The following is a 20634-nucleotide window of genomic DNA, read 5'->3' as shown; positions in this document are numbered from 1 at the left end:
GCAGTTCGTACTTGCGCTGCGGTGCTGCTTCATCCATCAGCGTCAGATACGGCGCCGCGAAGCTCCACTCTTCGTCGGACACGTCTGTCGGGTAGGGTTTGCGTTTTTCTCTTGTCATTCCTCCAGGGTACCAGGTTCGACAAAAAATTCCTAACACGGTCTTCTATGGGGAGCCGAAAGTCAAGCCATGTTGAAGACAAAAACAAATCTGTTATGCGAAGTAAATCTCCTTGTCCTGTCTCTACGGCCAGCCTGCGCGGTCACCATCCATGACCAGGCGCAGGCTGGCCGTAGAGACCGCTCCGTAAAGCACTGTAAAGCACGGGGACCGACGCTTCACGTACACGTTGCTGCAGCCTGGCGTGTCAATGTCATTCAGGTCAGGGTGTCTGTTGACCGGTCAGTGCCGGGTCGACCTTCTATCCGTGCCGGCCTGGCAGGCCGGTCACCTCACGCCGCATGCGCGAAGCGCTGGGGCTGCCCTGTTACCGACGCACCCCATCTAGGGAAACGGCCACCCGTAGTGGGCAGCCCGACCGTGTTCCGGGCGCGTTGACCTTTACATGATGTCGCTACATCTGATGTTCATTCAGGCCCTTGCGTTGTTGACGTCACGCGACTTGAGTATGGCCCCAGCAGGGATCTCGCCGTGTTCGAGATAGCGCCACAGCGCGATCGCCAGACGGCGTGCGAGCGCGGACGATACCGATACGCCGCAGCCGCTTGCCGGCGCCGGCAAGCGCTGGTTGAACCAGCGGCTGAGCTGGCTGCCGGGCTGCAGGCGCAGCCAGCTCCAGGCGAGTTCCACCATCAGCCAGCGGCATCGCCAGTTGCCCGCCTTGCTGATACCGAGTTCAACCTCGCTGGTGCCGCTGGCGTATGGGGTGGGCGTGAGGCCCAGGCAGCCGGCGAGTTCGCGGCGGTTGCGAAACTGTCGCCAGCCGAACAGTTCCCTGACGAGTGTGCACGCGCTGCCGGCACCGATGCCCGCGAGCTGTGCGAGCAGCGCCATGCCGGGATGTGCGCCGCTACGCACCTGCCGGTCCTGCTGCACTTCGAGCAGGCGGATCTGCTGACGGACCAGCGCGAGCCGCTCATATTCGCGCTCAAGCTCGGCGCGCAGACCTGGCGCGAGCAGCTCGCGCTGACGGGTCCACCAGTGTGTCCAGATACGACCGCCGACATACCTGACCCGAAGGTTGTGCAGTACCAGCAGGGAACGGATCCGGTTTGTGTGCGCGGCATGCTCTTTCCGCAGGCGCTCGAGCTCGCGGTGCAGGCGCCGGTCGTCCTCCTGCTCGGGCGTGGAATGCGTGCCACTGCCCACACGCGCCACTCGCCCGCGTAATAGCGCATGAGCATCGACAGCAGCTTGTCGCTGTCAAGCCGGTCTGTCTTGGCGCGGCGTGCACGGCGGTTCACCTCGATACTGGCCGAATCCACCACGAGATTGACGATGCCCTGTTCGGTCAGCCAGCGGTGCAGCCAGAAGCCGTCGCGGCCGGCTTCATAACAGCTGTAGACGGGTGCGTCGGCGCCGAGATGGCAGCGCGCCCTGGCGTTGGCGATCGCGGTGAGGACTGCCGTGGTATCGCCTGCGGCGACCGTACAGCGGCCGGGCGGGCGCCGGCCATCACCCAGTGAGAGCTTCCAGCTCTTCTCGCCCAGTTCAAAAGCCATGTACAGGCGGCCACCTGCCGTCGTATTCTGCCCACCGAGGGCTGTGTCAGGCGCATCCATTTGCGTGCTCCTTCGGAGAAAACGGGTGTGGAACTTCCGTTTTACTCCGGTCGGGCTTACTGCCGCTGCCCTCCCACATAGCATCTAGGGCCAAGCGTAGTCCGCTGCACGCCGAACTGGTCTCTCGACACGGTATAGCCGTCGAACCGGTTAACCATCGATGTTGAAAAGAGGGACGACTCACCATGATCGACAAAAGCGCACCCACCAGTTGTAATGCCCCATAGCCGACCGGCAAACGCCCGCCCCGCGCCCAAAAAAGAAGTGCAACCCGAATGACAACGCCAGCGTCGGAACGATCCCCACCACGTGGATGCCACGCGGGAAAGCGTGTGGCGATAACGATAGCGTGGGGGGGCGGATTTTAAATCATTAGGATGACCCCCGGAACCTATATTGCTCTCGCCTTCCGTTGCCTCCACCGCTTAGTTAGCCATCGCGACGATAAGGGGCTGACCGTGTCCGCCTGCTACGGAGTCTTCTGAGTTAGGCGCCCACGCACAGATGTGAGGCGACGCCGGAAAGCGCTGGGGTCCAAGCCATGCAACGCATTAAACGCCAATGAGAAGTTACTTCGACTCGAAAAACCTACCATTTTCGCCACTTCGGCTACCGGATAGTTGGTGGTAGCGAGCAATTCCGCGGCCTTCTTTAAGCGCACGATCTTCAGCATGGCCATTGGCGACTGACCAAACGCTTTCATGAATTGCGCGGCGAAGGCCGAGCGGCTCATTCCGGCGATGTCGGCAAGACGCTCGACTGACAAAGAAGATGCGGATCGTTCGAGAATTGCTTCTAGCGCACTGGCAAGGCGCCTGTCAGCAACGCCGGCTGCCCACGGAAGGTCCGCGCCGCCACTGTCTATCTGTCGCCGAAGCACAAGGACCAAGCATTGCTTTAGCAGCGCTTCGACCAGAGTACGTGAGCCAAGCCCAGGACGCGCGGATTCCGCGAGCAACAGAACAAACTGATCTTTCAATCCCGACTTACCGTCGAACTGAGCTACAAGTGGATTTCGCAACGTCTTGAACGGGTCGCTGCCTGAAGTCGTGTCGAGACGCAGTTCGCCACATGCAGTCGAAATACCTTTGTTCCCACCACCAACCTGGACAGTGGGAACCGTCTCGTGCCAAGGCCACTCAGTTACACGCGCGCGATTCGTTTCGTGCGTTGTGCACGATTTGCCACTCTCGATCTTATAAGCGATACCAGGAGGCAGAAGTACGAAACTATGCGCGCTGAGCGATACTCTCTCGCCATGTTGGGTTATCAAAGCACCGCTTCCGTCCATACAGTAATGCAGACTCGCCGTTCGGCAGGCCTCGAACCGCGTGCTCCAGCCATCGCGAACGTCACAGAGAGTGAAATTCGCCACGCCAATATCCAGAGCGGCAAGAAAGCGTTCCAAGACGGGAAGCTCAGGGAGCTGCGCGTTATTCATGGACGAATCCGAGACCAGGTCGAGACTACAAAAAACATCTCCAAGTCTACTATGAACTGGCTGTTCCGGCACTCACGGGAACTGGCTTCGTCCTACCCGCGAACGGAAAGAACGAAGTCAAGACCCGTGCAGATGGCGTCAGGGCTGAGCCATTCGTGTCCCCGTATCCTTAGACCCGCTGTAGTATGCCGCCGCGTCCTTTATCTCTGTTTCTGTCAGATTCCGCGCGATGTTTCGCATTTGCCCACCAGCATCATTGTGTCGTTGACCCGCCGCGAAGGCATTTAGTTGGGCACCTAGATAGGATGCTGACAGACCCTGCAAAAATGGTGCTCCGGCCTTGTGATCAACGCCTCCGTGACACACAGCGCAGGAGACGACGTTCTTAGTGGGGTTTCCTTGCGCAACAATGGGCGGCTCGCTGACCGTCGCAACGCCACTTGTCAACCGCCCCGATGAAGCAAAGTACTGCGCGAGGTCACGCAGGTCTCTCTCGGATAGTCCTTTGACCATCGAGGTCATTATTACATTGGTTCGCGCACCATTTTGGAAATCGGAAAGCTGCTTATAGACGAATGCAGCGTCTTGCCCGGCAAGAAGCGGCGCGACGACTTGAGATGCATTGTGACAGCCGACGCATCGATTTGCGAGCACGCCGCCGCGCTGCGCCGCGTCGGGGTCGGCACGAGCAAGTGTCTGCGGCGTTATAGTAACCGCACTTACCGCGCCGTCAGCAGGATAGACGATCGATTCGTTCTGCGCCCAATGGCGGGGTACTCCTGCCGCACTACAGATCGCGTTCCATATGCCTCGAAACTGATGCCCGTCCTGCACCGACGGCAGGAGGACGAACCCTATCGCTGCTGCGATGACCGCGACGGCGACGGTTCCGCAGACGCTGCCTACCAACCATCGGTTTGTCAGCGAAAACACTGGCTTCGCGTCCATGTCAATGCCCCAGACCGATCGGGATTCCAGGCACGGCGGTGTCTGGGCGGGCAATCAACGACGCAATCGGATATCCGTAGTTAAACAATGTAAGACCGATCATCAAGACGAGCCAAAGCCGAAAACCATTCAGCGCAGATGGCACATTCTCAGTTCGATGAATAGGCACACTAAAGGTGTAATCCTCAACAATATCAACCGTCGAGCGGTGAGCACGAACCAGAATGAAGATAAAGAGAAGACCGGCCAACAGACAGACGACTCCGCCAATCACCGACACGATCACAGGCAGCGCCTGGGAGGAAATGTCGCCATTCGAGTAGTCGAAGTATGCCATTCTCCGCGGCATTCCCAGGACCCCTACCAAATGCCACGGTATCGTTAATACCATGATTCCGATGAACCAGAGCCAAAGCTGAATGCGGATCAGTCGCGTGTCTGTAATCGCACGACCCGTAATCTGAGGCCACAGGTCGTAAGCGATCACGAAGTACATGATCACGACAGCTCCGGCGAAGATGAGGTGAAAGTGTCCCGTCACCCATTGAGTATTATGTATAGTCGAATCTAACTGGTAACTCATGTTGATGAGTCCGCCTGCTCCTCCAAAACCGAGCATCACAAACGAAAAAGTGATGGCAAGCATCATGGGATTACCCCATGGAAGAGCCTTTAACCAACCCATGATGCCCTTCCCGCCCCGTAGCCGCCCGGCAATCTCGACCGACGCACAGATTGTGAACACCGTCAGCAAAGTAGGAATCGCGACCAAAGCTGTGAACACCGAATGCATGAATTTGAACCCCGAACCTACCTGCGGGTCGGCGAACAGATGGTGTATGCCGATCGGCATTGATACGACCAGAAACATTACGAAGGATAGCCGCGCCATCAAATCGCTATAAAGCCTCCCGCCGATCGCGCGCGGAACGATTGTGTAATACGCAATGTAGGCCGGCATCAGCCAGAAGTACACAATTGCATGAAGCGTCCAGGAATAGAAAACACGTGCGAGACCGGCATCAATATTGTGTTTCCATCCCAGCGATACCGGAATAATCTGAAAAATGATTTCAATTGCCGCGCCAACGGCCGTCCATCCCCACAGATATGCACTCGCGACACAGGCAAACATAGGAAGCGGAACGGGTACCCCTGGATTATCGCGCTTCCATATGGCGAGGTTTACGCCCATCAGCGCAACCCAAACCCATGACCCAACCACGATCAAAACGACCCCTATATAATAGATCGAGCTGCCGATCATCGGCGGGTAAAACGTGTAGAGAACTGACGCGGTACCTCTCCCTATTGCGACAACGGCCAGCATAAAGCCCAATGCAACGGCGCCGAAGCCTGCCCACGCCAACTTCACTCCCACAATTGCGCGCTTAAGCGAGAGCTCAATGACCGCATATCCGAGGGCCATTGCAACGAGAGTCGGGAAGACGTACGCCATAGTTGAGCCGTGCGCCGAGACGGATCGATAATATATCTCAGGATCTTTCATCCACGGATGCAGCGGACTTCTCACATACATCTGCCAGGCGCCCAACGCCAGGGCAACAGCGAAACTCGCGAAAGCGAGCCAGAAATGCATAAGCACAAGCCGCTTGTTAATTAACACAGTCCACCCTCCCGTTCGCACCTTTTCGCTTAAGCATTTCGAAAAACGCAGCGCGCTCTATAACTTTGACGCGCGCCCACATCGCCTGATGACCCGTCCCGCAATATTCATGACAAGGCATTAGATGCTCGGCTGGCTGCGGAAACACGGTTTTAAACGTGGATATGTAGCCCGGTTCGATCATTGAATTGATGTTTGTTCCCGTTACCAGCATGCCGTGGATTGCATCAGCGCTGGTCGCTCTGAAAGTAACGGGCGTGTTCGCTGGAAGCAGGATGCACTGAGGCGTGAACGAGTACTGCTGCGCCAGTACCCGGACGATAACAGATCCGTCTTTTGACGCCGCACTTCCCAGGTTGCTTTCCGAAAACTCGCTATTTGTTTCCAAGGATGCTATGCGTATCGTTTCTACTCTGGACGGCGGCATCATCGCCCAATGCAATCCCGTGAAGACGACCGTCAGCATCAGGACGAGCATGATTGCCGACATCAAGACCGCCCACCTTCGTTCGATTTTATGGACGATACTGACTGACTGATTTTCCCTGATCTGATCACTCATTGGATAACGCCGCGCGGAAGGAAAACGAGTAAATAAAACACGATCCATATGAGGATCACGATGGCTGTCGCAGTACCTGCTAGAACAATCGCGCCCTTCGGCCCATCGAGAACGATGCGTTCAATGGCTTGATCCTCGTCTTCTTTTGGGTTCACTTGGTGGTCCCCGTGACAATTCAGGACAGGTTTGAAAATGTCCAGCACGCTGAGCTCTGTATGGCTCCGTGACATTGGTCGACGCCGAATCTTCCTCTGTATGCGCGGGAAGATTCCTGATATGGCCGCGAGAACAAGCTTTCTGGATACCGGCGTCCCATTTCGAGCAAACAATCACGAAGCATTCCGCCTGCGAACTTCCGGCTATCGAAAAAGCGATATCACGACTGCGCCAAACCTGTGTGCCAGGCCGCGACACACTGTTTTACCGTCGCGGCCTGGCTTCGCCGCTGCAAGAAAGGCACGGATTCACGTTGAGTAACAGTAACCGCGCACCATTGCCAGTTCGCAGAACGAAAATAGACTATCGCCGCTTCAGCTTATTTCATGCGCCGCCGAGTTACAGCACGCTAACGACCCGACCTGACATTGCATCCGCCTGAGATACAAGCACACGCACCTGCTTCGCCGAGTTATTCAAGCCGAATGACACTGGTTGAATGGCATGGCTGTGCAGTCTCAGCGGATATCCCGACAGCTCTTCCTAGCAGCTATAACCGCGGCGCACTATCTTACTGAGCCTCAGGCTTGTAGTTGGGGTTCAGGTGCCCATCATCGTCGAGCAGTCGATAAAACTGCGTCCACACGTCGTCCTTCTTCGCGCTGGCGATATGGCAATATGCGCACTCCTCTTTCGCCTTGACTTTCGCCATCTTTGCCTTTGGTTCAAAGTGGTTAAAGTTGAAGTATCCCCAACCATCGGTCGCAGCGAACCGCTTCGAATCCTTCACCGTGACATCGGCTCCGTTGAACTTTCCAGGGAACAGACCTCGACCGGACGGCTCATTCCTTGAGCCGTCTGGGAACTGTTGCGGCGTCGTCAGCTGAAGCTCTTTGACGAAGATGGTGCCCTCGGGGAATTCGCCGGTTTTCTTGTAGATTGCGTACGAACCCGGCTCAATGTAGACGTTGTGGTACTCCGGGAAGTTCGCCTTCCCTCCGTTAAGGGCGTTCGGCGTCAACGGACTCCCGACGTAGATCCATTGATGAAAGTTCTTTGGAAGTAGTAGCTGACCATCTGCAGTGTATTGCGGTAGCTGCCGCTTTACCGTGGGAAGGTCTTGCCCATCCGAATCAGCCCAAGCGCCGGTGCTAAACGATGTGCACGCGATCAATACTGCACCAATGACTGAGAGTCGCTTCAACATGCAGATTCTCCTATACGTGAACGAGATAACCGGAATCTAGTACGCTTTGCGACGTCCCAGTCCGTAGCCTGTGTCGGCTACAGAATTAGATACTTTTGAGGTTCATCAATCAACGATCCACAGGTATATGAATCATGCCCTTATGGTTGCGGGATGTTGGTGATGCAGGCGAGCGAATTGCGAACGTGTTTCAGCCCGCTTTGCCGATGGAAAACATCGCCGACCAACTGAGCGGAACCGCGAGATCGTTACATATACGCATGTATAGTCAGCTAGCCTTTGTTCTCACCACAAAGTCGTGTAGAAATCAGAATGGAGGATTGGTTTTCCTTGTGCTGCAAAGCACTGAGACAGTCCGTGTGACGCAAATACCGATCCCTCACACCGTCTTGAGATCCCTCACACCGTCTTGATCACCATTATCTGGAGTGCCCTTGAGCGAGCGTCCGACGGCCAAAGGCCAGATTAGCTTCAGAGTTCGTGGAAATCCATACGAACTCAAGCACGCCATCGATCTCCTTAGATCGATGCGCTTTGCCATCGCTTTGCTGGTGATACTGGCGATTGCAAGCATCATCGGTACTGTCCTCACACAGGAGGATACGTACGTCAATTACGTGAACCAGTTCGGTCCATTCTGGGCTGACATTTTCAGCGGCCTCGATTTGTACAACGTCTACGGTTCCAGGTGGTTCATGTTGATCCTGGTCTTTCTTGTGACCTCGGTCTCACTATGTGTAATTGAGAACGCCCCAAAAATGGTCCGGGACGCACGCAGCTGGAAGGACCGCGTCCGTGAAGGAAGCCTACGCGCATTCCGCCATAAGAGTGAGTTCCGCGCAACTGCCCTAAGTGGCGTCGAGACGGCCGAACTCTTGATGCGCCTCGGACGCCAGTTGGGCTATAAGCTAATCACCCGTGATACCGGTACGGGAGAGATCCTGATCGCAGGTAAACGTGGTGCCCTTACAAAGCTGGGCTACATTTCGGCCCATTTGGCGATCGTGGTCATCTGCGTGGGCGGCCTGCTGGACAGCAATCTGCCTATCGAACTGCAGATGTGGGTCTCCGGCAAGACAGCGACCGAGTTGGATTCCGACGTAGACGCAGTTTCTCCAAGTCACCGACTATCCCCTTCAAATCCGACGTTCCGCGGGTTTGCTCTCGTACCCGAAAGTCAGCAGACTAGCTCGGTCGTACTTAGTCGTCGGGACGGTTCATTAATACAGGACTTGCCGTTTTCAATTCAGTTGAAGAAGTTCGTGGTTGATTACTATTCAACGGGTATGCCCAAGCTTTTCGCCAGTGATATCGTAGTGACGGACCATAAGTCTGGCCAGCGCGTTCAGGCGCGCGTCCAAGTAAACAAGCCGTTCACCTACGACGGTATTTCAATTTATCAGTCGAGCTTCCAGGATGGAGGCTCGAAGGTCGCGATGACCGTGTGGCCGATGGCCGGCAGGGCAGAATTCACGGAGCAGCTTCAGGGCGTAATCGGGGGTGTTACGCATATTCACCTTCCGACCGCCGGAGAAAGTGGAGAGACGGTGGAGCTCACCGATTTTCGTTCGATCAACGTCGAAGACACTCATAACGCGGACGAGGTCCATAGTGTGCGAGGCGCTCCCAAAGAACATTCGCTCGAGAACGAGATTGACGCACGACTGGGATCAGGCGCGAAAAGTAATCTACCTACGAGATTACGAAATCTGGGGCCCTCGATGCAGTACAAGGTTCGCGATATCAATGGGCAGGCCCACGAATATCAAACCTTTATGCTTCCAGTAAATATCTCCGGCCAGCAGATGTTTATGACCGGCGTAAGAATGGGGGTCAACGATTCATTCCGCTTTCTCCGGATCCCCGCAGACGATCATAATTCAGTAAGGGACTGGATGAATCTTCGAGCCGCCTTGCAGTCTCCGAGCATGCGGAGCCAGGCCGTATCCCGATTCGTACGGCGTTCGTATTCGGGTACCGATACTGACGCTCAGAAAGTTGCTGCATCCGACGTCTCTCAGCTGCTAGACCACTTCGCTGGCGTCGAGGGAAATAAGGGCCCAACGACAGCCGCGGCATCAGCGGGCGGCTTCGTGGCGATTGCCGGCTTGATCGACCGCTCCATGCCCGCAGTGCAACAGGAGAAGGCGACGATGGCCCTCCTACGCACGCTCAACGGTGTTATGTGGGATCTGTGGCAGCTGTCTCGCATTAAGCATGGCGAGCCTGAGATGAAACAAGATTCGTCACATATGTCCTTTATCCGGGCTTCGGTCGATGCACTGGCAGACAGCTTCTACTACGGCGCGCCGATCTTCCTCCAACTTGACTCGTTCACGCAGGTTCAGGCGTCGGCATTCCAGTTGACTCGGGCACCAGGCAAGACCTTGGTATATATCGGTAGCCTTTTGCTCGTGATCGGCATCTTCTCAATGTTCTATGTGCGCGAGCGGCGTCTCTGGTTTTGGATCAAGAGTTCAAAAGAAGGTGGCGCAGAAGTCTTGTTGGCAATGTCCACCGCTCGACGAACGCTTGACTTCGAGAGGGAGTTCGCAAGCACGCGCGACGCGATACACATGGTCCTGGACACGAAAAGCGCTCAGACAAGCTGAGGTCTCCAACCAGCCGGGCAACAAGTCCGGCTGGAATATTACGAATCAAAGACCGGCGCTCAATGACATCATCGGCGAAGCAATGTCCGGGGGAGCAGAAAACGACAGACAAATCCCGGAAATGAAAACACGATCAGCAGCGATACAGTGATTACGTAGAATTGCCAGCCTTGGTCGAACACCCTACCCTCCCACGCCTCTAATGCATACGCCGCAGAGGCCACAATCATGTACGCCAAAACAAACTCCACTATGTAAATCCAGGATCTCTTGCCATGTCGAAGGGATATAACGCCAAAGAATTTGCCTGTTGCGAAAGGAAGATTGGCCATCGAAAGAGCCAAGGTGAGAATGAACCAACCAGAGACTGACATTAAGATTGACCTCGTATACTTGTAACGAACAGGAAGCTCCATGATGAGATCCGTGAATCCCGGTTAGGATGACGGGCTCAATAGTCCCAAGGCTACCAGCTTCCAATTGAACGAAACATCAGGGCACTAGTCAACGTTCCATTGGTATAAACATTCAATACCATAATACTTCCGAGGCGGTCCCCGCGTGACACCGCAGATGTAAGAGCGATCCACATCGTCTGACCACCAGGACTACCGCGGTTCATCAGGAGCGCAAGCTCAACACTCCGCGCTCCATAGGCTTTGCCTTCAGGGCGCAGTTAGCGAAACCGCGCCGTCAGGGCGTTCCGCCCGGAAGTGCTGCGGCGGTATATCCGCTGCTCGCGCTGCAGCCGGCCGTGCAACGCGGGTTCGTCGAGAACAGTCGCATTGTGCCCCGTTTCCCACCAGGAGCACACGACGTTCAAGAGAAGGAGACGGATTCAGTATGGTCGCAGGCGGCGCGTAAGACGGATATGCCTTGGTGGCTTCGTGCGTGAACCTGTTCTGCATCTGGGGCAGTTGCAACTCTATACGCGCTATACGCGGGTCTATACTTGGATACTAGAGGTTCCTTGAGTATTGCCCGGACGCTCAATAGAATCGTCACGGTGACCGCTGCATACAGCGGCGAGTACAAAGCTTTCGCTGTTCGAGTGACAGGCGCCGATAGGCTTCTATCATGTGATAGTCGTGGCGGACAATCATATCAGTCATTCACCACCCCTATATTCCAATGCACTGTCTCGATAACCAAATTCAAAGGAAGAGCGAATGGCTACAGGTACTGTGAAGTGGTTCAATGATGCAAAGGGTTTCGGCTTCATCAAACCCGATGATGGGAGCGAAGACGTTTTCGCACATTTCTCGGAGATTCGTTCGACCGGATACAAGTCTCTTCGGGAGAATCAAAAAGTCTCTTTTGAGATCGGTGTAGGTCCGAAAGGCAAGCAGGCTTCAAATATCCGGGCATCCTGATTTGGGAGCCAAATTCGGATAGCCTTCGTCAGGCCAATTTCTCGTTCACGGTCCGATAATCGGGTTTCGACCTATCGGCCGCACCGTAACTACTGCTGCATTGATGACGCAATGATGACACTTCCCGCATCCGGGACCGACGCATCTCTTACCGCTGAAGAGACCGCCGCCGATTGGGATCTCAGCTACCGCGACCCTCGATTCTGCTATTCGAAGCGCGACGCAAAAGCCTATCCGTACCAGCTAGCCCGGCTGCGGATGCGCGTTCATGAGGCGAGGTATGAAGAGTCCCTGATGAGCGGCAACGACGAAAGCGGTAGACGATGTTTTCAAGTCTACCCCCTAACAACCAAAGTCGTCGGATCGGTCGAGCCATCGAAGATGACCTGGTCGAACGATCATTTCTTGTCCCTACCGTGCCTTTCATTAAACGAATAGAATTTGCGCGATCCAACGAGGAGTACACGATATGGGCACGAACTTGACGTTCCAGCATCTAGAGTCCCCCGATAATTGGATCCGCGCGTTCGACGTCATGAAGGAATTGCGGCCACATCTGACGGACCCTGAAGCCTTCTGTGCACAATTGCACCGTCAGCACGAGGAGAACTATCGTCTGCTCGCCGCCTGCAACGTGGAAGGGACAATCCTCGGTCTCGCCGGTTACCGCGCGCAAACGAATACACTGTATGGGCGCTTCATCTATCTTGACGATCTGGTCGTAACCTCCCGACTGCAACGCAGCGGCATCGGAGCGGAACTGCTCAACAAGGTCCGCGAGATTGCGCGTCAAGCGTGCTGCGCGCATTTCGTGCTCGACACGGGCTTGCATATGCCGCTCGCACAACGCTTTTACTTCCGCAACGGCCTGCTCGCCAAAGGTATGCACTTCGCGGAATCACTCGCGCACGGCGGATCGGGTTGCGGCCAATGAAGATTCTTTTCGTGAACGCGAGCCCGCACGGGGAAACGAGCCATGGCTATGGTCTTGCCGTTGAGATGATCCGCTCGCTGGGCAAGACTGCGCATAGCAGGCTCGTGACACGCGATCTTGTCTCGCAGCCATTGCCGCCGGTCACGCAGGACTATGCAAAAGCCATCACTTCGCGGGAACCTGATGTAAGCCGGTTCGACGTGTCCGAGCAACTCATTCGTGAGATCGAAATGACGGACGCGCTCATCATCAATACGCCGATGCATAATTTCACGGTTCCGGCAGCGCTGAAGCTCTGGATTGACTATGTGCTTCGGGTTCATCGCACCTTCGCCGTAACGCCCAAAGGCAAGGTAGGTCTGATGCGCGACCGGCCTACCTTTGTGATCGTCAGTTCCGGAGGCTTTCATAGCGGCGAGCGTGCGTGGCAAGGCGATTTCCTCACCCCGTATCTACGTTACGCGCTCGGGTCCATCGGGTTGAAGAGCACTCATTTCGTGTTGCTGCAAGGCCTCACGCATGGCAACGAGGCCGTAGCGGATGCCCTCCAGCGTGCGCACGAAGAAATCGCGCGACACCCACTCTTCGCATCCGTCAACTCCATCATCAGCTAGCGCGCCTTATGCGTCGTGCACCGCCGTAGCATGACTACAACACCAACGGCTTGATCGGCGTTCCTGACCTAGGAAGCCGATTCTCTCACCTCATCGAAGATAAAACCAAGTGATAACAGCCCTACCACCCGGCCCAAGCTTCGATGGCTGATGATGTCAGGTAACGCGCATCTTCTTTCCTCGAAGCGGATCTCTACAAGCATCGAAGATGCAGAGTGAGAATATATGGAGAAGCACGGTCGACGCTCTCGAGAAAGCAGGAATGAAAGTGCACGATATCGTTAAAGTGACGCAGTATCTAAAACTTGAAGTGCCTTCGGCTTCCTTCATTTGTTTGAATGTCGCATCGCCATAACCCGCTTCGACGAGCAGACCAGTCACGATCATCACCTGGCATAGTGTACACGCGGCGTCGAGATTGCCGCTTTTTCGCCGCATAGCATCGAGTGCGACGTGCACCTGCAGACTGACACGGTCCGCTTCTGCACGAGCGATAGGTAACAACGCCTCTTTACTTCGGCGCACGCGCGCCGCCTGGGCGGTTCTTGCAAATGCGGTCATTCTCGTCATCACATGAACAAAGCATGGTTTAGAAAGGCGTCGCGGTCGAATACTACACTGATTCATGCCGCAATATCCAACCTCTGGCTGTTGGCAGACGTCCAGCGGTTTCGGCGAAACTTTCGATTCGCGGTTAAAGCAAATACAAATGCATTCGCAGGACAGGCACGATACGCAATCCATCTCAGTGCAGTGGTGCAGTAACTGCGGATCCCCTTCCTCTCGTCCGAAGTCGGCAATAACTTTCACATAAATTTCGCGCAAGAAAACTGTATCGTTGCCTTGAGTGCACCACGAAGAACCCGGAGAACCCGATCGTCTCGCGTCATATACAAAGGTTGCTTCGCAAGCTCCCTACAAGAATCTTGGTCTCCAAAGCGCAGTCGTTAAGCTCACGTAGCGCAATCCTTAGAATATCGTTTCAATACCTAAGTATGTTTTCATTTCCGTTCGGAAGGTTTTAGAGTACAACGGAGTAGCCCCCAAACCTTTCAAACTTCGCCGCCATACTGCATGGCGTGTCACTATGCACCGGTACAAGATGACACTTGAGGTAATCGCGCGATTTACTCGTGAGCAGTATCGCGTAGTCCAGCAAAGCTGGCATACCAGCGAACCACGCTTTTCGTCCCCGGACAAGGTCGACAGCGACCGTGGGTGGCCAAGCTTTGCGAAACTCCCGGTCAAAGAAAACGAGGTTGAGTTGCGGCGCGACAGGCATGGACCGCTCAGAAACCGACTTGAGAACAAACATCGTGACAGCCATCTCGGCCACATCTTCCTTGATGATCCACGAGAATGCAGAACGACTTAGGAAGGGCTGCATATGCCAGCTCCCGAGACAGGTATTACGCGCCAGCATGCGCGATGAAGTATCCACCAGTGCGACTTTTGGTGCAAAAGTTGCCATTTTGACCCTGCAACCGAATATTCTTATCTTGTTCCGCGTTATCCGACAGTCAGTAGGCCCGGGGCTCGGTTACGAGTACCGTCGTGCGCTAAGCGCATCAGAAAGACGGCCCGTTTCCCGACGACCTGTCGATGCCACCCCTCAGTCAACGCCATCGCAGCCTTTTTTGATTGATCCACATGCACGCCTCCTCCACATCATCGATTTCCAATGCACGAATGAGCGCACCGGAATTGCGCGCGACTCTCTCGCTCGCCGCGATCTTCGCCCTGCGCATGTTGGGCCTGTTCATGATCATGCCCGTGTTTTCGGTATACGCGAAAAGCATCGCCGGTGGCGACAACGCACTGCTCGTAGGCATCGCTCTGGGTGCCTACGGCGTTACACAGTCGCTTCTGTACATTTTCTATGGCTGGCTTTCTGACAAGTTGGGCCGAAAGCCCGTGATCATCACTGGCCTCGTGATCTTTGCCATCGGTAGCTTCGTGGCAAGCTTCGCGCACGACATTACGTGGATCATCGCCGGCCGGATAATTCAGGGCATGGGTGCGATTTCCTCCGCGGTTCTCGCGTTGATCGCCGACCTCACCTCCGAAGCGCACCGCACCAAGGCCATGGCTATGGTGGGCGGGTCAATCGGCATGTCATTCGCCGTGGCGATCGTCGGCGCGCCCATCGTGTTCCACTGGGTAGGTATGGGCGGCCTCTTCGCGCTCGTCGGCACATTCTCAATTCTTGCGGTGGCCGTTGTGCTATGGATCGTGCCAGATGCACCCGCGCCTGTGCACGTGCGTGCGCCGTTCGCCAAAGTCCTGCGCAATACAGAGCTGCTGCGCCTTAACTTCGGCGTACTCGTTCTGCATGCCACTCAGACCGCGCTCTTTCTGGTCGTCCCGCGCTTGCTCGCGGACGCGGGCCTCCCTGTCGCATCGCACTGGCAGAGCTATCTGCCGGCGATGGGCCTTTCGTTTGTCCTGATGGTGCCCGCTATCATTGCCGCCGAAAAGCGACGCATGATGAAGTCGGTTGTCGTCTCGGCTATTGGACTCGTCCTCATTGGCCAGTTTATGCTCGGCTTGCGCGCGCATACCATAGCGGCGGTGACGACCCTCCTGTTTGTGTATTTCCTTGGTTTCAATATTCTCGAAGCCGTGCAGCCCTCGCTGGTGTCAAAGCTCGCGCCGGGCAACCGCAAAGGGGCGGCAACGGGCGTCTACAACACCACCCAATCGATCGGTCTTGCGCTCGGCGGCGTGGTAGGCGGGTGGCTACTCAAACACGTCGGCGCGAGCGCGGTATTCTATGCGTGCTCGGTTCTTGTCCTATGCTGGCTCCTGGTCGCTTTCAACATGAAGGCGCCGGTGCCGCGCAATGCCTGACTTTTGCTTCGGGACGCGAACACGGAAACAACCTCAGCCTCAATCCGCTAACTTAATGGTGCACAAATCTGCACATGCAGATTTGGGTCGCAGGGATAACGGTGGTCCCTGCTGAGGGGCACGATGTTGCCACCGCAGCCAGTGATGCCTGTCGCACTCCGGCGCGGCAAGCCGCCCCGGGTGGCAAGCCTCTGCTCGCGCACCACCGCTACCTGCAAGGAAAAGCGGAGATTCGCGTGTGGCCGCCTGGCGCAGCGTTCATGCAGCGTACGGAGGCTCGACTCTGGCGAGCTTCGCCTGCAGGCGCACCAGCGCGTGACGAAAAGACTGTCAGTATTTCAATAAGGTCTTCGATGAGTCGCTGCTCGCGACTGGCATCCGGGGTGGCATCCAGAACCACGACTTCGACGCGGAAAAACTCGCAGATACGGAACAGCAGTTCGCTGCCAAAGCGCAACAGCCGGTCTTTCGTCACCAGCACAAGCCGCGCGACGCGTCCACGAAGGATTTCATGCAGCAATCGCTGCAATCCTTTTTTGCGATAATTCAGACCGCTGCCCAGGTCCGAAATGACTTCGATATCAGCGAAGCCGGCACCGACACAATGGCTATGCAGCCGCGCGGCCTGTGTCTTTAGCTGCCCGGCCTGGTCGTGCGATGAAACGCGCGCGTAACAAACCGTCCCGCCAGGCGCAGCACCACCCGCAGCCTGCACCGTGTCATGCTGATATCGGCGGTGCCCACCCATGGTTCGGCAGGACGGCAACAACAATCCCTGCCGATGCCAGCGTCGCAGCGTGCCGACCGCAACACCCAGCTGTGGTTCCGTTTCGCCAATCGATAAAAGTCGAATGAGATATCCGTGATATCTCATGAAGCAATCTTTTTTAAACGTCGCGATCAGGTTTATGCGCGTTCAACAGTTACTGTTGCAAACCCTACCAACCTCATCAAGCCGTTTAATAATCGTCACTACTTCGCCAAATCGCGGGCGCGAGCGATGTCTTTGGCGATTGTGGCACGGCTTAAGTCCCCCTCAGGCAGTGTGGCCGCGAGACGTTCCCAGTAGCCAACTGCGTCACTGTATCGGCCGGCTTGAAACGCAACCATGCCTGCTAACTTTAGGCTCACTGTCTCTCGCGGGTCGCTGGCGAGAGCCTCGTCGGTGAGTGCCTGCAACTTGGGAGTCCATTGGCGACCACCCGCGAAATATTCGGCCTCCGCCCAGTGACCCAGCAGTTCCGGGGGCCGCCCTGCTAGAGCAGCTGCGCGCTCGAACGCGCGGGCCGCGTCGGACATCCGTCCTTGTGCCATGTAGGCGCGGCCCAACGATGACCAACCATCGGCCGAGTCCGACGTAGCAGCTAGTGACGCTGCTTCCTGGCGCATAGCTATTTTTTCGACATTTGGTGCAGCGGCGCGTTGGCGCGTGAGCTTAAGTTGGTCAAGCGAGCCCCAGTGCAGATACAGCGCCAGCGCCAACAACGGCGTTGATAGCGCCGCTGCCAGCGGAATAGATCTGCCCAAGAGGAAATCAACGGCATACTCCGCACGCCGCGTGTCGTCCAGCAGTTCACGCGCAGCTTCCATGCGCCCGAGGTCCAGCTGGGCGGCGTCGAGCGCGCCAACGCGGTGCTGCTCTTGCAGTTCGTGCAGACGGTCGTGGTAGAGGCCGACATTCAGACGGGTGCGATCGGCATCGACGCGCCTGCGAGGGTGGCGCAACTGAGGCACCAGGATGAAGGCTAGAGCTGCTGCAAACAACAGTCCTGCGTAGAGCCAGAAAGCGATCATGGATCTTGTCCAATGGATGAGTCCGCGTCTCCAAGCAGACCGGCTAAGCGACGCTGCTCACGGTCCGACAATGGACTTACTGTTGCCGGGCGCGATCGACGCCGGTTTGCGGCGATAACGGCGACGGTCGCGCCTCCAGCCAGTAGCAGTGCTGCAGGGCCAAGCCACAGTAGCGCCGTGCGGTTGGAAAGCGGCGGGCCGTACAGCACGAAATCGCCGTAGCGTGCGACCATGAATTCAATGATTTGTTCGTCGCTTCGGCCTTCGAGTAGCATGCGATGAATCTCACCGCGCAAATCGTTGGCGATGGGTGAATCCGATTCCGCGATGCTCTGGTTCTGACACTTGGGGCAACGCAGCTCAACGGCCAGTTCGTGGTAGCGTTCACGCTCGCTGTCGTCAGCAAAATCACGGGGATCGATGGCGGCGTAGCTGCCACTGAGCACGCAGAGCCCTAGGACAATCACGGCGAAAAGTCGCTTCATGGCCCGGCCTCCTTCAACAGCTTGGTATAAACCGGGGCGAGTTTCTTCCGCCAAACGTCTTCGTCGATGATCCCGACGTACTTGTCGCGGATGACGCCTTGAGCGTCGATGACAAACGTCTCGGGTGCACCATAAACGCCGAGGTCCACACCTAAGGATCCAACAGCATCCTCAATGTCCAGCAAGTACGGATTCTCCGACGTACCCAGCCAGCGCCGCGCCGCGGAGCGGTCGTCCTTGTAATTGACACCGTAGATGACTACGCCTCGAGCCGCCAGTCTCATCAACACCGGGTGCTCCTGTCGGCAGGATGAGCACCATGACGCCCAGATGTTCACCAGCGCCGGTCTTCCCGTAATGTCCTTGCGTGTCAACCTGCGCGACGGCTGGTCGAGAGCCGAAAGCGCGAAAGCGGGGAACGGTTTTCCGATAAGCGCGGACGGCACGCTGGTTGGATCGAGGAACAGGCCGCGATACAGAAGGCCCCCGATGAGGAGAAACACTCCCAACGGCAACAGCAACGGTAGCCGTTTCATGTTCGCGCTCCGCGAATGCGCGGATTCGGAGCTGACCTGGTCGACCTGGCGCGATAGCGCCGGTCTGCCGCCGCCATGCACCCGCCCAACGCCATCAGCAGCGCACCCAGCCAGATCCAGCGAACGAAAGGTTTGATCTTCACCCGTACCGCCCAGGCGCCGTCGGCCAGCGGTTCGCCCAAGGCTACGAACAGGTCTCCGGTGAGGCCTGCCTCGATTGCCGCCTCCGTCATGGGAGTCCTTTGTACTTGGTAGACCCGTTTTTCCGGATGCAGAATGGCAACCTCACGCCCGTCTCGAAGGACCCGTACACTCCCGCGATCGGCAACATAATTCGGCCCCTTAATCTGCGTCGTGCCTTCGAATACAAAGTGGTAGCCGCCCACTTCGATGGCTTTGCCCGACGTCATGCGCAGATCCCGGTCAACGCTGCAGACACTTGTCAGCACGGCGCCCAAAGCGCATACGGCGAAACCCAGATGGGCCAGTTGCATGCCCCAATAGCTGCGGCCGAGCGTCGGCAGGCCCTTGAGCAACCCCTTGCTACGTGTTTTGTCCAGCACGTCACGTAAGCCCGCGAATACGATCCACGCGGCCAGCAAGCCGCCTCCAGCCACCGACCAACGCGACCGGGACTGCAAGGTAGCGGCGACCAACGCGAGTATCAGGCTGGCCGCCAGCACAGGCATAAGCATTCGTGCGAGCCAGCGCACTGGCGTCCCTTTCCAGCGGGTGAGCATCCCGACTGCGGTCGTCGCCATCAGCAACGCCATCAGCGGCACGAACATGGCATTGAAGTAAGGTGGACCGACCGACAGCTTCGTGCCGGTAAGCGCGTCGAGAACCATCGGGTAGAGCGTGCCAAGCAGGATCGCGGCCGCCGCCACCGACAGCAACAGGTTGTTGACCAGCAGCAGCGTCTCACGCGACCAGATCCCGAAGCCGACGTGACTCTTGACCACTGGCGCGCGGAGAGCAAATAACGCAAGCGACCCACCCACCACCGCCAGCAGAAATGCGAGCACGAATACGCCTCGCGCCGGGTCAGTGGCGAAGGCGTGGACTGAGGTCAACACGCCCGACCGGACCAGGAAGGTGCCTAGCAAGCTGAGCGAGAAGGCGGCGATAGCCAGCAGCACGGTCCAGTTCTTGAATACGCCCCGTTTCTCGGTTGCTGCCAAGGAATGGATCAGAGCCGCGCCCACTAGCCAGGGCATCAACGACGCGTTTTCGACGGGATCCCAGAACCACCAACCGCCCCACCCGAGCTCAGAGTAAGCCCACCATGATCCGACGGCGATGCCCACGCCGAGAAACGCCCAGGCCACGTTTGTCCAGGGGCGAGACCAGCGTGCCCACGCGGCGTCGAGCTTGCCGTCCAGCAGGGCCGCGATGGCGAAGGCGAATGCGACAGAGAAGCCAACATAGCCCATGTACAGTATGGGCGGATGGACGATTAGACCAACGTTCTGCAACACAGGATTGAGGTCCCGGCCATCGACCGGGACATTGGGTAGCAATCGAGCAAATGGGTCGGAGGTGCCGATCAGAAACAGGAGGAAACCAGTGCTTATCATGCCCATCACGGCCAGCACTCGCGCCAACATCGCCTCCGGTAGTTGGCGAGCACCGAGCGAGACCGCGGTTGTCCATCCCGCCAGTATTAAGACCCATAGGAGCAATGTACCGGCTCGGATTGTCTGGACACGGTTTTGCAACTCAGGCGGCCTCTTTGAGGGTGACTGCCTGACGGGC

General features: G+C 56.9%; 21 protein-coding genes. 6 read left to right on the top strand and 15 right to left on the bottom strand.

What is annotated here, in order from left to right; genetic code table 11:
• The 8 genes from J8I87_RS40640 to J8I87_RS40605 form a co-directional block, all read right to left on the bottom strand.
• A partial coding sequence (locus tag J8I87_RS40640) for a transposase (RefSeq protein ID WP_409518881.1) occupies positions 1-118 on the bottom strand: 118 nt, incomplete at its 3' end.
• A 471-nt stretch (positions 119-589) separates the two neighbouring features.
• Entirely contained in the window at positions 590-1327 is a 738-nt protein-coding gene (locus J8I87_RS46150) for a transposase (protein ID WP_313068176.1), read from the bottom strand.
• Positions 1328-2209: 882 nt separating this feature from the next.
• Positions 2210-3181, bottom strand: a complete 972-nt coding sequence (locus J8I87_RS40630; protein ID WP_209938111.1) for a helix-turn-helix domain-containing protein — start codon at positions 3179-3181, stop codon at positions 2210-2212.
• Between the two features lie 138 nt (positions 3182-3319).
• Positions 3320-4129 carry a c-type cytochrome gene (locus J8I87_RS40625; protein ID WP_209938109.1) on the bottom strand — a complete coding sequence of 270 codons (810 nt, stop codon included), beginning with the start codon at positions 4127-4129 and terminating at the stop codon, positions 3320-3322.
• Between the two features lies 1 nt (position 4130).
• Positions 4131-5756, bottom strand: coding sequence for a cbb3-type cytochrome c oxidase subunit I (locus J8I87_RS40620; protein ID WP_209938107.1), 1626 nt, complete (start codon positions 5754-5756; stop codon positions 4131-4133).
• A complete protein-coding gene (locus J8I87_RS40615) occupies positions 5746-6318 on the bottom strand; it encodes a cytochrome C oxidase subunit II (protein ID WP_209938105.1) in 573 nt (190 codons plus the stop codon). Before J8I87_RS40615 ends, J8I87_RS40620 begins: the two co-directional genes overlap by 11 nt.
• The gene (locus tag J8I87_RS40610; RefSeq protein WP_409518882.1) at positions 6315-6521 is read right to left on the bottom strand and encodes a hypothetical protein; all 207 of its coding nucleotides are present in this window, start codon (positions 6519-6521) and stop codon (positions 6315-6317) included. The genes J8I87_RS40615 and J8I87_RS40610 overlap by 4 nt, the downstream gene beginning before the upstream one ends.
• 524 nt (positions 6522-7045) lie before the next feature.
• Complete coding sequence (locus tag J8I87_RS40605; protein WP_209938104.1) at positions 7046-7681, bottom strand: cytochrome P460 family protein; 636 nt, start codon at positions 7679-7681, stop codon at positions 7046-7048.
• Positions 7682-8208: 527 nt separating this feature from the next.
• Between J8I87_RS40605 and J8I87_RS40600 the strand changes: the two genes are divergently transcribed.
• Positions 8209-10293, top strand: coding sequence for a cytochrome c biogenesis protein ResB (locus J8I87_RS40600; protein ID WP_209938115.1), 2085 nt, complete (start codon positions 8209-8211; stop codon positions 10291-10293).
• A 68-nt stretch (positions 10294-10361) separates the two neighbouring features.
• Here J8I87_RS40600 and J8I87_RS40595 read toward each other — a convergent pair whose 3' ends face one another.
• Positions 10362-10667, bottom strand: a complete 306-nt coding sequence (locus J8I87_RS40595) for a DUF2818 family protein (RefSeq protein WP_209938114.1) — start codon at positions 10665-10667, stop codon at positions 10362-10364.
• 795 nt (positions 10668-11462) lie between these two features.
• Here J8I87_RS40595 and J8I87_RS40590 point away from each other — a divergent pair.
• The 3 genes from J8I87_RS40590 (at position 11463) to J8I87_RS40580 (ending at position 13214) form a co-directional block, all read left to right on the top strand.
• Complete coding sequence (locus J8I87_RS40590; protein ID WP_209938101.1) at positions 11463-11666, top strand: cold-shock protein; 204 nt, start codon at positions 11463-11465, stop codon at positions 11664-11666.
• A 469-nt stretch (positions 11667-12135) separates the two neighbouring features.
• Positions 12136-12600 (top strand): GNAT family N-acetyltransferase, encoded by a 465-nt coding sequence (locus J8I87_RS40585; protein WP_209938100.1) that lies wholly within the window; start codon positions 12136-12138, stop codon positions 12598-12600.
• Positions 12597-13214 (top strand): FMN-dependent NADH-azoreductase, encoded by a 618-nt coding sequence (locus tag J8I87_RS40580; RefSeq protein WP_209938098.1) that lies wholly within the window; start codon positions 12597-12599, stop codon positions 13212-13214. The genes J8I87_RS40585 and J8I87_RS40580 overlap by 4 nt, the downstream gene beginning before the upstream one ends.
• A 156-nt stretch (positions 13215-13370) precedes the next feature.
• On the opposite strand, the gene J8I87_RS45375 is transcribed toward J8I87_RS40580, so the two are convergent.
• Positions 13371-14039, bottom strand: a complete 669-nt coding sequence (locus J8I87_RS45375; protein ID WP_245254535.1) for a hypothetical protein — start codon at positions 14037-14039, stop codon at positions 13371-13373.
• 262 nt (positions 14040-14301) lie between these two features.
• Between J8I87_RS45375 and J8I87_RS46530 the strand changes: the two genes are divergently transcribed.
• Complete coding sequence (locus J8I87_RS46530; RefSeq protein ID WP_209938096.1) at positions 14302-14589, top strand: peptide-methionine (R)-S-oxide reductase; 288 nt, start codon at positions 14302-14304, stop codon at positions 14587-14589.
• A 275-nt stretch (positions 14590-14864) separates the two neighbouring features.
• Entirely contained in the window at positions 14865-16064 is a 1200-nt protein-coding gene (locus tag J8I87_RS40565) for an MFS transporter (RefSeq protein ID WP_313068173.1), read from the top strand.
• A 208-nt stretch (positions 16065-16272) separates the two neighbouring features.
• Here the strand turns inward: J8I87_RS40565 and J8I87_RS40560 are convergent, their stop codons facing one another.
• From J8I87_RS40560 to J8I87_RS40540, 5 genes are all read right to left on the bottom strand, one after another.
• Positions 16273-16938: an IS607 family transposase gene (locus J8I87_RS40560; RefSeq protein WP_245254533.1), complete on the bottom strand. Its 666-nt coding sequence runs from the start codon at positions 16936-16938 to the stop codon at positions 16273-16275.
• A 98-nt stretch (positions 16939-17036) separates the two neighbouring features.
• Entirely contained in the window at positions 17037-17858 is an 822-nt protein-coding gene (gene ccmI / locus J8I87_RS40555; protein WP_209938095.1) for a c-type cytochrome biogenesis protein CcmI, read from the bottom strand.
• A complete protein-coding gene (locus J8I87_RS40550) occupies positions 17855-18343 on the bottom strand; it encodes a cytochrome c-type biogenesis protein CcmH (protein WP_209938094.1) in 489 nt (162 codons plus the stop codon). The genes ccmI and J8I87_RS40550 overlap by 4 nt, the downstream gene beginning before the upstream one ends.
• Complete coding sequence (locus tag J8I87_RS40545; protein WP_209938093.1) at positions 18340-18879, bottom strand: DsbE family thiol:disulfide interchange protein; 540 nt, start codon at positions 18877-18879, stop codon at positions 18340-18342. The genes J8I87_RS40550 and J8I87_RS40545 overlap by 4 nt, the downstream gene beginning before the upstream one ends.
• Positions 18876-20561 (bottom strand): heme lyase CcmF/NrfE family subunit, encoded by a 1686-nt coding sequence (locus J8I87_RS40540; RefSeq protein ID WP_245254536.1) that lies wholly within the window; start codon positions 20559-20561, stop codon positions 18876-18878. The genes J8I87_RS40545 and J8I87_RS40540 overlap by 4 nt, the downstream gene beginning before the upstream one ends.
• Between the last annotated feature and the right edge of the window lie 73 nt (positions 20562-20634).

The organism is Paraburkholderia sp. LEh10 (assembly GCF_017814945.1).
GTDB lineage: Bacteria > Pseudomonadota > Gammaproteobacteria > Burkholderiales > Burkholderiaceae > Paraburkholderia.
This window is presented reverse-complemented; position numbering and strand designations above follow the sequence as displayed.

Excerpts from the sequence above, each read along its gene's own strand:
- J8I87_RS40630 (WP_209938111.1), bottom strand. The coding sequence starts at position 3,181 with ATGAATAACGCGCAGCTCCCTGAGCTTCCCGTCTTGGAACGCTTTCTT.
- J8I87_RS40625 (WP_209938109.1), bottom strand. The coding sequence starts at position 4,129 with ATGGACGCGAAGCCAGTGTTTTCGCTGACAAACCGATGGTTGGTAGGC.
- J8I87_RS40615 (WP_209938105.1), bottom strand. The coding sequence starts at position 6,318 with ATGAGTGATCAGATCAGGGAAAATCAGTCAGTCAGTATCGTCCATAAA.
- J8I87_RS40605 (WP_209938104.1), bottom strand. The coding sequence starts at position 7,681 with ATGTTGAAGCGACTCTCAGTCATTGGTGCAGTATTGATCGCGTGCACA.
- J8I87_RS40600 (WP_209938115.1), top strand. The coding sequence starts at position 8,209 with ATGCGCTTTGCCATCGCTTTGCTGGTGATACTGGCGATTGCAAGCATC.
- J8I87_RS40595 (WP_209938114.1), bottom strand. The coding sequence starts at position 10,667 with ATGTCAGTCTCTGGTTGGTTCATTCTCACCTTGGCTCTTTCGATGGCC.
- J8I87_RS40590 (WP_209938101.1), top strand. The coding sequence starts at position 11,463 with ATGGCTACAGGTACTGTGAAGTGGTTCAATGATGCAAAGGGTTTCGGC.
- J8I87_RS40585 (WP_209938100.1), top strand. The coding sequence starts at position 12,136 with ATGGGCACGAACTTGACGTTCCAGCATCTAGAGTCCCCCGATAATTGG.
- J8I87_RS40580 (WP_209938098.1), top strand. The coding sequence starts at position 12,597 with ATGAAGATTCTTTTCGTGAACGCGAGCCCGCACGGGGAAACGAGCCAT.
- J8I87_RS46530 (WP_209938096.1), top strand. The coding sequence starts at position 14,302 with ATGCACCGGTACAAGATGACACTTGAGGTAATCGCGCGATTTACTCGT.
- J8I87_RS40565 (WP_313068173.1), top strand. The coding sequence starts at position 14,865 with ATGCACGCCTCCTCCACATCATCGATTTCCAATGCACGAATGAGCGCA.
- J8I87_RS40560 (WP_245254533.1), bottom strand. The coding sequence starts at position 16,938 with ATGAGATATCACGGATATCTCATTCGACTTTTATCGATTGGCGAAACG.
- ccmI (WP_209938095.1), bottom strand. The coding sequence starts at position 17,858 with ATGATCGCTTTCTGGCTCTACGCAGGACTGTTGTTTGCAGCAGCTCTA.
- J8I87_RS40550 (WP_209938094.1), bottom strand. The coding sequence starts at position 18,343 with ATGAAGCGACTTTTCGCCGTGATTGTCCTAGGGCTCTGCGTGCTCAGT.
- J8I87_RS40545 (WP_209938093.1), bottom strand. The coding sequence starts at position 18,879 with ATGAAACGGCTACCGTTGCTGTTGCCGTTGGGAGTGTTTCTCCTCATC.